The following is a 13,573-nucleotide window of genomic DNA, read 5'->3' as shown; positions in this document are numbered from 1 at the left end:
CGAGCTCGCCGCGAAGATCGCGGGCTACGCGCCGGGCGACCTCAACCGGGTGTTCTTCACCTCCGGTGGCGGCGAGGCCGTGGAGTCGGCCTGGAAGCTGGCGAAGAACTACTTCAAGCTCACCGGCAAGCCCGGCAAGCACAAGGTCATCAGCCGCGCCATCGCCTATCACGGCACGACCCAGGGCGCGCTGTCGATCACCGGCCTGCCGGGGCTCAAGGCGCCCTTCGAGCCGCTCGTGCCCTCGACCTTCCGCGTGCCCAACACCAACGCCTACCGCGCCTCCGAGATCACCGGCGGCTTCCTCGACGGGTCGGACCCGGAGGCCTTCGGCCGCTGGGCCGCCGACCAGATCGCGGTCGCGATCGAGAACGAGGGCGCCGACACCGTCGCGGCCGTCTTCCTCGAGCCGGTGCAGAACGCCGGCGGCTGCTTCCCGCCGCCGCCCGGATACTTCCAGCGGGTCCGCGAGATCTGCGACCAGTACGACGTTCTGCTGGTCTCCGACGAGGTGATCTGCGCCTACGGCCGGCTCGGCCACATGTTCGGCGCGGAGCGCTACGGCTACCAGCCCGACATCATCACCTCGGCCAAGGGCCTCACGTCGGGCTACTCGCCGCTCGGCGCCATGATCGCCAGCGACCGGGTCTACGAGCCGTTCGCCCACGGCACCGAGACCTTCCTGCACGGCTACACCTTCGGTGGCCACCCCGTCTCCACGGCGGTCGCGCTGAAGAACATGGAGATCTTCGAGGACGAGAAGATCAACGAGGGCGTCCGCGAGCGCGAGGGCGCCTTCCGCAGCACGCTCGAGAAGCTGCTCGACCTGCCCATCGTCGGCGACGTGCGCGGCGACGGCTTCTTCTACGGCATCGAGCTGGTCAAGGACAAGGCGACCAAGGAGACCTTCGACGAGGACGAGTCCGAGCGGCTGCTGCGCGGCTTCCTCTCCAAGGCGCTGTACGACGCCGGCCTCTACTGCCGCGCCGACGACCGCGGCGACCCGGTCATCCAGCTCTCCCCGCCGCTCGTCTGCGGCCAGGAGCACTTCGACGAGATCGAGCAGAAGCTCCGCTCGGTCCTCACCGAGGCCGCCGGGCTGTTGTAGGACCGGGGACGCTCTCGGGAGCACCACCACCGCGCAGCGGCGGTCTGGGTCGTGGGGGACCCGGGCCGCCGCTTCGTCGTTGACTTTCCCCTTCCTGACCGTTGAGTTGCCACTTCCTCATGGTCGAGTTGCTCCAACTCCAGGAGCTGGGGCAACTCGACGGTGAGAAAGCGGAAGGTCAACGGTGAGAAACCGGCAACTCAACGGTGAGAAACCGGCAACTCAACGGTCAGGCGGCGACCTTCTTGCGGGTGGCGAGCATGTTGCCGAGGACGAGGAACATCGAGATCAGGAACATGACGGTCCCGACGACGTTGACCTGCATCGGGATGCCGCGCTGGGCCACGCCCCACACGAACATGGGGAAGGTGACGGTCTGGCCGGCGTTGAGGTTGGTGATGATGAAGTCGTCGAAGGACAGCGAGAAGCTCAACAGGGCGGCGGCGGCGACGCCGGGGAAGACGAGCGGGAAGGTGACCCGCCAGAAGGTCGTCCACTCGCTCGCGTAGAGGTCCATCGCCGCCTGTTCGAGGTTCTCGTCGAGGCCGGTGAGACGTGCCTTGACGGTCACGATCACGAACGACAGGCAGAACATCACGTGCGCGATGAAGATCGTGACGAAGCCCAGCCGGCCACCGAAGCCGCTGGCGACGAAGAGCGCCAGCAGCGAGGAGCCCATCACGATCTCGGGCGAGGCCATCGGCAGGAAGATCACGGTGTTGGCCGCCGACCGGCCGACGAAGTCGTGGCGCACCAGCGCGAACGCCGCGAGACTGCCGAGGATCGTGGCGACGAGGGTGGCGAGCAGGCCGATCTCGATGCTGCGGACGACGGCGTCGCACATGCCGTTCGGCCGGCACGGGTGCGCCCAGTTGCTCCAGGTGAAGTCCTGGAAGGCATACACGTTGCGCGACTTGCTGTTGTCGTTGAAGCTCATCAGCATCACGACGGCGATCGGCACGAACATGTAGACCATGACGAGCAGTCCGAGCGCGAGGACCAGGTGCTCGCCGATCCAGCGTCCCGCACGTTGCAACCCGGTCATACGAGCTCCTCCGTCCCGGCGGTGCGGATGTAGACCATGACCATGGCGACGATGATCGCCATCAGGATCACCGAGAGCGCCCCGGCGGCGGCGTAGTCGCCGGTGCTGGTGAACAGGTTCTGGATGACGTTGCCGACCATGCGCTGGTTGGGGCTCCCGAGCAGGGAGGCGTTGATGTAGTCGCCCGCGGCCGGGATGAAGGTGAGCAGGGTCCCGGCGATCACTCCCGGCTTGGACAGCGGCAGGGTCACCTTGAGGAAGCCGCGCGACGGCGAGGCGTAGAGGTCGCCGGCCGCCTCGATCAGCCGGCCGTCGATCTTCTCCAGGCTGGCGTAGAGCGGCAGCACCATGAAGGGCAGGAAGTTGTAGACGAGGCCGGCGATCACGGCGACCGGGGTGGCGAGCAGGCGGCTGTCGTCGCCCAGCACGTGCAGGAACTGCAGCGTGTCGACCACGAAGCCGTCGTCGGCGAGGATCAGCTTCCACGACAGGGTGCGGATCAGGAAGCTGGTGAAGAACGGCGCGATCACCAGCACCAGCAGCAGGCTGCTCCACCGCCCGGCCTTGAAGGCGATCGCGTAGGCCAGCACGTAGCCGAGGACCAGGCAGATCGCGGTCGCCACCGCGGCGTACCACAGCGAGCGGAGGAGCGGCTCCCAGAAGTCGTCGAGGGCGTCGACGAAGTTCGCGAAGTGGTAGGTGACGTCGTACCCCGTCAGGACCGAGCCCTCCGGGTCGTAGAGGCTGGTGGCGAGCAGCGAGTAGAACGGGATGACGAAGAACAGCGCGAGCCACAGGGCCGCCGGCAGCATCAGCCAGTAGCCGGTGAACCGTCCGCGACGCATCACGCCTCCTCGAGGACGCCCGCGTTGACGTCCTGGCTGGCGGGCAGCAGGAACGAGAACTCGGGGCGCCACGAGACGTCGACCTTCGTGCCCTTGGCCAGGACCGCGCGGCGGCCGGTGTTCTGCTCGAAGGCCATCAGCTCCTGGCCCCATGGCATCTGCACGAGGTACTGCGTGCTGACGCCGACGAAGCTGACGTCGGTGACGATGCCGCCGGTCAGGTGGTTGCCCGGCGCGTCGATCGGCTCGCCGGCCGGAGCGAGGAGCACCTTCTCGGGCCGGATGCCCACCCAGCCCTCGCCGCTGCGGGCGTGCGCCCGCTCGGCCGGGATGGAGACCTGGTTGCCGTGCATGTCGACCCGTACGACGTCGCCCTCCGCGCTGGCGACCGACCCGGCGATGAGGTTGGACTGACCGAGGAAGTTGGCGACGAAGGTCGTGCGCGGGTTCTCGTAGAGCTCGGCGGGGGAGCCCATCTGCTCGATGACGCCGCCGTTCATCACCGCGATGGTGTCGGCCATGGTCATCGCCTCCTCCTGGTCGTGCGTGACGTGCACGAAGGTGAGCCCGACCTCGGTCTGGATCCGCTTGAGCTCGATCTGCATCGCTCGGCGCAGCTTCAGGTCGAGGGCGCCGAGCGGCTCGTCGAGCAGGAGCACCTCGGGCCGGTTGATCAGGGCCCGGGCCAGGGCGACGCGCTGCTGCTGTCCGCCCGACATCTGCGGCGGCTTCTTCTTCGCCTGGGACTCGAGCTCGACCAGGGCGAGCATCTCCTTGACCTGCCGGTCGACGTCCTTGACCTTGCGCCGGCGCAGGCCGAAGGCGACGTTCTCGTGGATGTCGAGGTGCGGGAAGAGCGCGTAGTTCTGGAAGACGGTGTTGACCGGCCGCCGGTAGGGCTTCTCGTAGGTGATCTCGTCGTCGCCGAGATGGATCGAGCCAGACGTGGGGACCTCCAGTCCGGCGACCATCCGCAGCGTCGTGGTCTTGCCGCAGCCGGACGGACCGAGGAGGGCGAAGAAGCTGCCTGCCGGCACCTCGAGGTCGAGGGAGCGCACGGCCGTGAAGGTGGCGAACTCCTTGGTGAGTGCCGTGAGCCGCAGGCTCCGGGACGCGCGGTCAGCCGCCAATGACATCGGCGAAATCTCCTTCGTAGGCGCGGATCTGGAACTCCTCGAGTGCCATGAACGAATGCATCGTCTTCAGTGACTCGGCGGTCGGGAAGATCAGCTCGTTGTCGACGAGCGTGGGATCGACCTTCTCCATCGCCTCCTGGGCGCCCTTGACCGGGCAGATGTACCAGACGTAGGCGGCGAGCTTCGCGGCCACCTCGGGCTCGTAGTAGTAGTCGATCCACTTCTCGGCGTTGCCCTGGTGGGTCGCGAGGTTGGGCACGAGCATGTTGTCGGACCAGATCATCGTGCCCTCCTCGGGGGAGACGAACACGAGGTTCTCGTCCTCGGCCGCGGCGACGTCGCCCGACCAGGCCTCGCAGGCGAGGATGTTGCCCGCCGAGAGGTCCTGGATGTACTCGTTGCCGGTGAAGGCGCGGATCTGGCCGTCGGAGCGGGCCTTGCGGAGCCGGTCGATGGCGTCGTCCCACTCGTCGCCGCTGAAGTCCGACGGGTCCGCCCCCTGGGACAGCAGAGTGAGACCCATCGTGTCGCGCATCTCGGTGAGCAGGGAGATCCGGCCCTTGAGGTCGGGGCGCGAGAGGAGCTCCTCGAAGGAGCGCACCTCCTTGACCTTCGACTTGTTGTAGGCGATGCCGGACAGGCCGCTCTGCCACGGGGCGGAGTAGGTGCGGTCGGGGTCCCAGCCGACGCCCTTGAGGGAGTCGATCAGGTTGGCGTGGAGGTTGGGCACCTTCGTCCTGTCCAGCGGCTGCAGCCAGCCGACCTGGATCATCCGCGCGGCCATCCAGTCGGTGAGCATGAACATGTCGCGCTTCGAGGGCTGGCACGAGCCGAGCTGGTTGACGACCTTGGCGAAGAACTCGAGGTTGTCGTTGACGTCGGCGGTGTAGTCGACCTTGATGCCCGTGCGCTGCTCGAACTCCGTGAGGGTCGAGACGTAGCCGTCGTCGTCCTCGTCGATGTAGGCCGGCCAGTTGGAGACGACGAGTCGCTTCTGGGACGCCGACAGGTCCCGGGCCCGGCACGAGTCGGGGTCCTGCTTGCGGTCCGGACTCCCGAACAGCGGCAGGACGCCGAGACTGGCGCCGCCGAGCAGGACGCCGGCGCCGCCGCGGAGCGCCGCCCGGCGACTCAGACGGGCATTGACCATTGCCACCTCCCCAGATCAGAACGTGCCGATCGTGGCATGACCTGGATCACAAGACAAGCGATTCCGTGGCGGAGTTACGTCGTTGCAACGAAATCCGTACTTCCCTAGGATCGGTTGCGTGTCCAAGCCGAAGCCGACCCCGCTCGACGAGGTCTCGAAGGCCATCGTCACCGAGCTCCAGGAGGACGGCCGGCGCTCGTACGCCGCGATCGGCAAGGCCGTGGGCCTGTCCGAGGCCGCCGTGCGGCAGCGCGTGCAGCGTCTGGTGGACGGCGGCGTGATGCAGATCGTCGCGGTGACCGATCCCATCGAGCTCGGCTTCGCGCGGCAGGCGATGATCGGCGTCCGCGCCACCGGTGAGCTCGAGCCGATCGCCGACGCCCTCGCGGAGCTGCGGGAGGTGGACTACGTCGTGATCACGGCCGGCTCCTACGACCTGCTGGCGGAGGTCGTGTGCGAGAGCGACGCCGATCTGCTCGAGATCATCTCGCAGCGGATCCGCACCATTCCCGGCGTCACGGCGACCGAGACCCTGGTCTATCTGAAGCTGTGCAAGCAGACGTACTCGTGGGGCGTGCGCTGAGCACTGCTTGACCTCAGGGCCATCCCGGCGCATGGTAGTTGCGCAATCCGCGCGTTGTTGCGGACGGCGCAACGACTGCTGGTCCGGGAAGGACGCGAACATGGCCGAGGTGACGCTGCAGGAATCGTCGGGACACGAGAGCGGGTCGCCCCGCCGACCCACCGGGCGCGTGCCTCTCGACCGGGTGACCTTCGGGGTCGCCGCTGCGCTGGTGCTCACCTTCCTGATCTGGGGCGCCGTGGACTCGGCGTCCATGACCACCGGAACCGGCAAGGTGCTGGGCTGGATCACCAATGACTTCGGCTGGCTGTTCGTGCTGGTCAGCGCCGGGTTCCTGATCCTGTCGGCCTATCTCGCCCTGACCCGCTACGGCAACATCCGGCTGGGGCCCGACGACTCCAGACCCGAGTTCTCGACCTTCTCCTGGGTGTCGATGATGTTCGCCACCGGCATGGGCATCGGGCTGATGTTCTGGGGCGTCGCCGAGCCGCTGACCTACCTCACGGCCACCGACCCGGCCAGCACCCCGCCGGGCCGGGCCGAGGCGGGCTCGCCCGAGGCGGCCCGCACGGCGATGGAGTACTCCTTCTTCCACTGGGGTCTGCACCCGTGGTCGATGTACGCCGTCATCGGTCTGGCGATCGGCTACTTCGCCTACCGCAAGGGCGCGGGCAACCTCGTCTCGGGCGCGTTCGGTCCCCTGCTGGGACGTCGGGCCACCGAGGGGCCGGGCAAGGCGATCGACGTGATCGCGATCTTCGCGACCCTGTTCGGCTCGGCCACCTCGCTGGGGCTGGGCGCACTGCAGATCACGGGCGGCCTCGACGACGTGTTCGGCTCCGGCGACTCCAAGTGGCTGACCGTCGGGGTGATCGCCGTCCTCACGCTGTGCTTCGTGGCGTCGGCGGTGAGCGGCATCGACAAGGGCGTCCAGATCCTCTCCAACGCGAACGCCGTGGCGGCCGTCCTGCTGGTGTTCTTCCTCTTCGTGGTGGGACCGACGGTGTTCATCATGAGCACCTTCACCGAGTCGCTCGGCGGCTACCTCACCCGCCTGCCGACCATGTCGTTCCGCACAGGAGCGTTCGGCGGCCAGGAGTTCATCAACGGCTGGACGATCTTCTACTGGGCGTGGTGGGTGTCGTGGACGCCGTTCGTCGGCATGTTCATCGCCCGGATCTCGAAGGGCCGCACCATCCGCGAGTTCGTGATCTACGTGATCGCGGTGCCGAGCCTCGTCTCGTTCGTGTGGTTCTCGATCATGGCCGGCGCCGCCTTCGATGTGCAGTTGAGCGGCGAGGACGACCTCGGCGCCGTGCTCGCCGAGGAGGGCAGCGAGAGCGCCCTCTTCACGATGCTGCGCGAGTATCCGCTCGCCACCGTCACCGTGGTCCTCGCCGTGTTCCTGATCGCGATCTTCTTCATCACCGGCGCGGACTCCGCCTCCATCGTCATGGGCATGCTGAGCCAGCACGGCAAGGAGGAGCCGATGCGGTGGCTGGTCGTGTTCTGGGGCGTCGCCCAAGGGGCCGTCGCCTCCATCCTGCTGTGGTCCGGCGGGCTGGGCGCGTTGCAGACCCTCGTGATCATCGTGGCCGGGCCGTTCATGCTGGTCATCGTGGCGATGTGCGTGTCCCTGGTGAAGTCGCTGCGGGCCGAGCCCTACGAGTCGACGCTGCCCGCGCGCGTGCGTCGCGCCGTCCTGCACGCGCAGAAGTTCGATCTCGTCGAGCACCAGACGGTCGCCCTGGCCAGCCTCGGCGCCGACACCGCCCCCGACACCGCCCCCGCCCCCGACTCCGACTCCGCACTCGACCGCGCCGACGGCGAGCCGCTCCCGTCCTGACGGGGCGTCACCCGGTCCTGCCGGAAGCCTTCTTTGCCTTGGTCGGCAATGCCGGAGCGATCGGGGGGATTCGCACCCCGGTGGCTGCAAGGGCATAGCTCGCCAACTGCTGCTCGGCCCGCTCCAGGGTGAGCGAGGAGTTGTGGGCGAGCAGGTGCAGGCCGAACGCGTCCTCGAGAGCGACGAAGTTGCGGGCGATCGCGTCAGCGCTGTCGACGAGCGTGAACTCCCCGGTGGCCCGCCCCACCTCGAGCACCGCGGTGTAGAGCGAGACCTCGCGGTCGAAGAGCAGGGTCATCAAGGTGGCGTGCATCGGGCTGCGGCTGGCGCTGACCGAGATCTCGTCGAGGACCTGGCTGAGCAGCAGGTCGTGCCCGCGCGGAAGGCCCGAGTACATCAGGCGACCGAGCTTCTCGACGGGCGAGAGGTCGCCGGCGACGACCTGCTGGCGCGACCAGAAGTAGCGGTCGGTCGCGGCCTGGTGGGCGGCCTCCACCAGGCCGTCGAGGTCCGGGTAGTAGTAGGCCACCAGGCGCGGTGAGATGCCCGCCTCCGCGGCGATGCTCTTCATGGTCACGCCGCCGAGTCCGTCGCGCGCGATCACCTCGAGGGTGGCGGCGATCAGGTGCTCGCGGCGCGCCGCCTGGTCCTTGGGTCGTCCCATACGGACCACCCTAGCGTTGACAGGGTCCTATGACCCGGGTCATATTTGCGCCGAAGCGCAAAGAAAGGACGTTGCCTGTGCGCACCCACCAGGACTGGCTCGCGGAGGCCGGCAAGGTCGTCATCCCGACCCGGCCGTTCGTCGGCGGTCGCTTCGTCGACGCCGCTGCCGAGACCTTCGAGAACCGCAACCCCGCCAACGGATCCCTGCTCGCCGAGGTCGCCGACGCCGGCGCCGAGGGCGTCGACGCCGCCGTCCGCAGCGCCCGCGCGACCTTCGCCGCCGGCACGTGGAGTCGCGCCGGCGTGGCCTTCCGCCGCGAGCGGATGCTGCGCTTCGCCGACCTCCTGGCCGACCACGCAGCGGAGCTGGCCGTGCTCGACTCGCTCGACATGGGCAAGCGGGTCGTCGACGCCCACGAGCTCGACCTGCCCTTCTCGGTCAGCCTGTTCCGCTACTACGCGGAGGCGATCGACAAGATCAACGACGAGGTCGCGCCCACCCCGCCCGGCACGCTCGGCCTGATCCGCCGCGTGCCGCTCGGCGTCGTCGGCGCCGTCGTCCCCTGGAACTACCCGGTCGACATGCTGGCCTGGAAGGTCGCCCCCGCGATGGCGGCCGGCAACAGCGTCGTCCTCAAGCCGGCCGAGCAGTCACCGTCCTCGGCCCTGCGCATCGCCGAGCTGGCCGCCGAGGCCGGCATCCCCGACGGCGTCCTCAACGTCGTCCCCGGGCTCGGCGAGACCACCGGCCGGGCGCTCGGCCTGCACCCCGACGTCGACGTCCTGGCCTTCACCGGCTCGACGGAGGTCGGCGCCTACTTCCTGCAGTACGCCGGGCAGTCCAACCTCAAGCAGGTCTGGCTCGAGTGCGGCGGAAAGAGCCCGCACCTGGTGTTCGCCGACGCCGAGGACCTCGCGGCGACCGCGAGGCAGACCGCGTTCGGCATCTGGTTCAACCAGGGTGCGGTGTGCTCCGCCCACTCCCGCGTGCTCGTCCAGCGCGAGGTGCACGAGGAGTTCGTGTCACTCGTCGCGGCCGAGGCGGCGTCGTACGCGCCCGGCGACCCGCTCGACCCCGAGGCCGGCATGGGCGCCATCGTCTCGCCCGAGCAGACCGACCGGATCATGGAGTACGTCGACGCAGCGCGGGCCGGCAGCGCCCGACTCGTGACGGGCGGCGAGCGGATCGCCCGCGACGGCAGCGACTGCTACGTGCAGCCCACCGTCTTCGACGGCGTCGACCCCGCGTCGGCCCTCGCCCGCGAGGAGGTCTTCGGTCCGGTGCTCGCGATCACCCCGTTCGACACCGAGGACGAGGCCGTCGCTCTGGCCAACGACACGCCCTACGGCCTGGCCGCGTCCGTCGCGACCGGCAGCCTGAGCCGCGCGCACCGCCTCGCCGAGCAGATCCACGCCGGCACGGTCACCGTCAACGGCGTCGACGCCTTCAGCGCGTGGACCCCGTTCGGCGGGTTCAAGGGCTCCGGGTTCGGCCGCGACCTCTCACTGCACGCCCTCGACAAGTACGTCGGTCTCAAGACCGTCTGGATCAACCACTGACCCCCTGCAGCACCTCGACCGCCTAGGGACACACCATGACGCAGACCAACCAACCCACCGAGCTCGCCGCCGAGCAGCACGCGCTGCTGCACAAGACGCTGCGCCGCTTCGACATCGTCTTCTTGATGATCGCCGCCGTCGTCGGCCTCGAGACCCTCGGGCAGGTCTCGCTGTACGGCGCCGAGGCGTTCACCTGGGCGCTCGTGCTCGCCGTGTTCTTCCTCGTGCCCTACGGGCTGATCTTCGCCGAGACGGGCGCCGCCTTCAGCGAGGAGGGCGGCGCCTACACCTGGGTGCGCGACGCCTTCGGGAGGCCGGCGGGCGCGGTCGCCGCGATCCTGACCTGGATCACCCAGCCCGTCTGGGTCGGCGGCTCGATGGCCTTCCTCGCCGCGGAGACGATCAGCACCTACATCACCCCGTTGGAGCACGGCTCGTTCGGGGACTACGTCTTCAAGATCGTCTTCATCTGGGTCACGGTGCTCGCGGCGATCGTCAGCCTGCAGAAGGGCAAGTGGCTGCCCACGAGCGGCGCGCTGCTCAAGATCGGGCTGCTCGTCTTCTTCGTGCTCACGACCGCGATCTACGCCGTCCAGAACGGTGTCGTCGGCATCAGCCCCGGTGACTTCAGCCCCTCCCTGCTCGGCCTGTTCGGCTCGGTGCCGATCCTGCTGTTCGCCTACCTGGGCTTCGAGTCCTCCAACAGCGCGGCCGGTGAGATGGAGAACCCCGCGCGCGACGTACCGGTCTCCATCTTCCGCTCGTGCGCGACGGCCGCGGCGTGCTACCTGCTCCCGATCTTCGCGATCCTGCTGGTCGTGCCGACCGAGGACATCACGGGGATCGGCGGCCTGCTCGACGCCGTCGGAACCGTCTACTCCGTCTACGGCGGCGCGGCCGACGCCCTGCTCAAGCTGACCGCGTTCGTGTTCGTCTACATCCTGATGAGCCAGGGCGCGGCCTGGATGATCATCTCCGACCGCATGCAGGCGATGACCGCTGCCGACGGCTCCTTCTTCGGTGGCTTCTTCGGCCGCTTCCACGCCGGACTGGGCACTCCGGTGCGGGTCAACCTGCTCTCCGGCGTCGTCTCGACGACCTTCATGCTCGTCGCGATGCAGGTGACCGGCTCGGGCGCCTCGGTGTTCGGGGTCGTGCTCACGATCTCGATCTCCACCTTCCTGCTCAGCTACCTGCTCGTGATCCCGGCCGCGATCCGGCTCCGGACCCGCTATCCCGAGCGTCACCGGCCCTTCCGCGTGCCGGTGTCCGACGCCGGCTTCGCGGCCCTCGGCTGGACCGCCTTCGCGTGGGTCCTGCTCGGCTCCTGGGTCGCGGTGTTCCCGGGAACGCTGGAGCGGCTCTTCGGCGAGGACTACCCGTTCAAGGACATCTGGGGCGTCAGCCAGACGACCTTCGAGGTCTTCACGCTCGGCACCCTCGCCTGCCTGCTGGTGCTCTGCGCGATCGGCTACGCCCGCGGTGCCCGCGTCCGTGGTGACGTCGGCGCGCCCGTTCCCCCCGTCCCGCCCGCCCCTGCCGAGGAGCCGACCCGATGACCGAGCAGACCCCTGTGGCTGCGCCGTACGACATCCTGTTCGAGCCCGTGCGGATCGGGCCGTTCACCACGAAGAACCGCTTCTACCAGGTGCCGCACTGCAACGGCATGGGCTACCGCGACCCCAGCGCCCAGGCCGCGATGCGCAAGATCAAGGCCGAGGGCGGCTGGTCGGTCGTGTGCACCGAGCAGGTCGAGATCCACGCGACCTCCGACATCGCTCCGTTCATCGAGCTGCGGATCTGGGACGACCAGGACCTGCCGGCCCTCAAGCGGATCGCCGACGCGATCCACGAGGGCGGCGGCCTGGCCGGCATCGAGCTCGCGCACAACGGCATGAACGCGCCCAACCAGCTCAGTCGCGAGACCCCGCTCGGGCCGCAGCACCTGCCTGTCGCGCCCGACACCATCGCGCCCGTCCAGGCGCGGGCGATGACCAAGCAGGACATCGACGATCTGCGCCGCTGGCACCGCAACGCCGTACGCCGCTCGCTCGAGGCCGGCTACGACGTCGTCTACGTCTACGGCGCCCACGGGTACGGCGCTCCGCACCACTTCCTCTCGCGGCGCTACAACAACCGCACCGACGAGTACGGCGGCTCGCTGGAGAACCGGATGCGCCTGCTCAAGGAGCTGATCGAGGACACGATCGAGGAGGTCGCCGGCCGCGCCGCCGTGGCCTGCCGGATCACGGTCGAGGAGGAGATCGACGGCGGCATCACCCGCGAGGACATCGAGGGCGTGCTGCGCGAGCTCGGCGAGCTCCCGGACCTGTGGGACTTCGCGATGGGCAGCTGGGAGGGCGACTCGGTCACCTCGCGGTTCGCGCCCGAGGGCCGCCAGGAGGAGTTCGTCGCCGGGCTCAAGAAGCTCACGACCAAGCCCGTCGTCGGCGTCGGCCGGTTCACCTCGCCCGACGCCATGGTGCGCCAGGTCAAGGCCGGCATCCTCGACCTGATCGGCGCCGCACGCCCCTCGATCGCGGACCCCTTCCTGCCCAACAAGATCCGCGACGGTCGGCTGAACCTGATCCGCGAGTGCATCGGCTGCAACATCTGCGTGTCCGGCGACCTCACCATGTCGCCGATCCGCTGCACCCAGAACCCCAGCATGGGGGAGGAGTGGCGCCGCGGCTGGCACCCGGAGCGGATCCGCGCCAAGGAGAGCGACGCGCGCGTCCTGGTCGTCGGCGCCGGTCCCTCCGGGCTGGAGGCCGCCCGCGCCCTCGGCGTGCGCGGTTACGAGGTCGTGCTCGCCGAGGCGGGACGCGACCTCGGCGGACGGGTCACCCTGGAGTCGCGACTGCCCGGCCTGTCGGCCTGGGCCCGGGTCAAGGAGTATCGCGAGGCGGTCCTCGCCGAGCTCCCCAACGTCGAGATCTACCGCGAGAGCCCGATGACGGCGGCGGACATCGTCGAGTTCGGCTTCGAGCACGTGATCACCGCGACCGGGGCGACCTGGCGCACCGACGGCGTCGCCCGCTTCCACACCACCGCGATGCCCATCGGCGAGGGTGCGCAGGTGCTCGGCCCCGACGACCTCTTCGCCGGACGGCTGCCCGACGGCAGGAAGGTCGTCGTCTACGACGACGACCACTACTACCTGGGTGGCGTCGTCGCCGAGCTCCTCGTGCAGAAGGGGTACGACGTCTCGATCGTCACGCCCGGCTCGCAGGTCTCGTCGTGGACCAACAACACCTTCGAGGTCAACCGGATCCAGCGGCGGCTCATCGAGAACGGCATCACCCGGGTGACCGACCACGCGGTGACGGCCGTCGGAGCCGGCGGGGTCACGGTCAAGGACGTGTACGCCGGCCTCGAGCGCGAGCTCGACTGTGACGCCGTCGTCATGGTGACCGCCCGCCTGCCGAAGGAGGAGCTCTACCTCGACCTCGTGGCCCGCCGCGACGCCGGCGAGATCGCCTCCGTGCGCGGCATCGGCGACGCCTGGGCGCCTGGCACCATCGCCGCGGCGGTCTGGTCGGGCCGCCGTGCGGCGGAGGAGTTCGACGCCGTCCTGCCGTCCAACGACGAGGTGCCGTTCCGGCGCGAGGTCACCCAGCTCGCCTGAAGGCGA

Annotated in this window: 11 protein-coding genes; 6 read left to right on the top strand and 5 right to left on the bottom strand. The window is 69.1% G+C overall.

Features of this window, described 5'->3' with window-relative positions; genetic code table 11:
- On the top strand, positions 1–1,108 hold a 1,108-nt coding region (locus tag FHP29_RS01585; RefSeq protein ID WP_240044236.1), incomplete at its 5' end, for an aspartate aminotransferase family protein.
- A 229-nt stretch (positions 1,109–1,337) separates the two neighbouring features.
- Here the strand turns inward: FHP29_RS01585 and FHP29_RS01580 are convergent.
- The 4 genes from FHP29_RS01580 to FHP29_RS01565 are packed head-to-tail and all read right to left on the bottom strand — an operon-like array spanning position 1,338 to position 5,284.
- Positions 1,338–2,153 (bottom strand): ABC transporter permease, encoded by an 816-nt coding sequence (locus tag FHP29_RS01580; RefSeq protein ID WP_139621121.1) that lies wholly within the window; start codon positions 2,151–2,153, stop codon positions 1,338–1,340.
- Entirely contained in the window at positions 2,150–2,998 is an 849-nt protein-coding gene (locus FHP29_RS01575; RefSeq protein WP_139621120.1) for an ABC transporter permease, read from the bottom strand. The genes FHP29_RS01580 and FHP29_RS01575 overlap by 4 nt, the downstream gene beginning before the upstream one ends.
- Positions 2,998–4,134 (bottom strand): ABC transporter ATP-binding protein, encoded by a 1,137-nt coding sequence (locus FHP29_RS01570; protein WP_139621119.1) that lies wholly within the window; start codon positions 4,132–4,134, stop codon positions 2,998–3,000. The genes FHP29_RS01575 and FHP29_RS01570 overlap by 1 nt, the downstream gene beginning before the upstream one ends.
- The gene (locus tag FHP29_RS01565; RefSeq protein WP_139621118.1) at positions 4,118–5,284 is read right to left on the bottom strand and encodes a polyamine ABC transporter substrate-binding protein; all 1,167 of its coding nucleotides are present in this window, start codon (positions 5,282–5,284) and stop codon (positions 4,118–4,120) included. The genes FHP29_RS01570 and FHP29_RS01565 overlap by 17 nt, the downstream gene beginning before the upstream one ends.
- Before the next feature lie 118 nt (positions 5,285–5,402).
- Here FHP29_RS01565 and FHP29_RS01560 point away from each other — a divergent pair, with 118 nt between their 5' ends.
- Positions 5,403–5,867 (top strand): Lrp/AsnC family transcriptional regulator, encoded by a 465-nt coding sequence (locus FHP29_RS01560; RefSeq protein WP_240044235.1) that lies wholly within the window; start codon positions 5,403–5,405, stop codon positions 5,865–5,867.
- A 100-nt stretch (positions 5,868–5,967) separates the two neighbouring features.
- On the top strand, positions 5,968–7,713 hold the full coding sequence (locus tag FHP29_RS01555; protein WP_139621117.1) for a BCCT family transporter: 1,746 nt from the start codon (positions 5,968–5,970) through the stop codon (positions 7,711–7,713).
- 7 nt (positions 7,714–7,720) lie between these two features.
- Here the strand turns inward: FHP29_RS01555 and FHP29_RS01550 are convergent, their stop codons facing one another.
- Complete coding sequence (locus FHP29_RS01550; protein ID WP_139621116.1) at positions 7,721–8,377, bottom strand: TetR/AcrR family transcriptional regulator; 657 nt, start codon at positions 8,375–8,377, stop codon at positions 7,721–7,723.
- 77 nt (positions 8,378–8,454) lie between these two features.
- On the opposite strand from FHP29_RS01550, the gene FHP29_RS01545 reads away from it, so the two are divergent.
- The 3 genes from FHP29_RS01545 to FHP29_RS01535 are packed head-to-tail and all read left to right on the top strand — an operon-like array spanning position 8,455 to position 13,567.
- The gene (locus FHP29_RS01545; RefSeq protein ID WP_240044234.1) at positions 8,455–9,939 is read left to right on the top strand and encodes an aldehyde dehydrogenase; all 1,485 of its coding nucleotides are present in this window, start codon (positions 8,455–8,457) and stop codon (positions 9,937–9,939) included.
- 35 nt (positions 9,940–9,974) lie between these two features.
- Entirely contained in the window at positions 9,975–11,498 is a 1,524-nt protein-coding gene (locus FHP29_RS01540) for an APC family permease (RefSeq protein WP_139621114.1), read from the top strand.
- Positions 11,495–13,567: an oxidoreductase gene (locus FHP29_RS01535; RefSeq protein ID WP_139621113.1), complete on the top strand. Its 2,073-nt coding sequence runs from the start codon at positions 11,495–11,497 to the stop codon at positions 13,565–13,567. The genes FHP29_RS01540 and FHP29_RS01535 overlap by 4 nt, the downstream gene beginning before the upstream one ends.
- Positions 13,568–13,573 lie beyond the last annotated feature (6 nt).

It is taken from the genome of Nocardioides albidus (assembly GCF_006335005.1).
GTDB classification, from domain to species: Bacteria; Actinomycetota; Actinomycetes; order Propionibacteriales; family Nocardioidaceae; genus Nocardioides; species Nocardioides albidus.
Note: the sequence above shows the minus strand (reverse complement) of the source record. Positions and strands in the feature narration are given on the sequence as shown.

Coding starts and splice junctions, on each gene's coding strand:
- FHP29_RS01535 (WP_139621113.1), top strand. CDS start 11,495: ATGACCGAGCAGACCCCTGTGGCTGCGCCGTACGACATCCTGTTCGAG.
- FHP29_RS01570 (WP_139621119.1), bottom strand. CDS start 4,134: ATGTCATTGGCGGCTGACCGCGCGTCCCGGAGCCTGCGGCTCACGGCA.
- FHP29_RS01580 (WP_139621121.1), bottom strand. CDS start 2,153: ATGACCGGGTTGCAACGTGCGGGACGCTGGATCGGCGAGCACCTGGTC.
- FHP29_RS01565 (WP_139621118.1), bottom strand. CDS start 5,284: ATGGTCAATGCCCGTCTGAGTCGCCGGGCGGCGCTCCGCGGCGGCGCC.
- FHP29_RS01555 (WP_139621117.1), top strand. CDS start 5,968: ATGGCCGAGGTGACGCTGCAGGAATCGTCGGGACACGAGAGCGGGTCG.
- FHP29_RS01540 (WP_139621114.1), top strand. CDS start 9,975: ATGACGCAGACCAACCAACCCACCGAGCTCGCCGCCGAGCAGCACGCG.
- FHP29_RS01575 (WP_139621120.1), bottom strand. CDS start 2,998: ATGCGTCGCGGACGGTTCACCGGCTACTGGCTGATGCTGCCGGCGGCC.
- FHP29_RS01550 (WP_139621116.1), bottom strand. CDS start 8,377: ATGGGACGACCCAAGGACCAGGCGGCGCGCCGCGAGCACCTGATCGCC.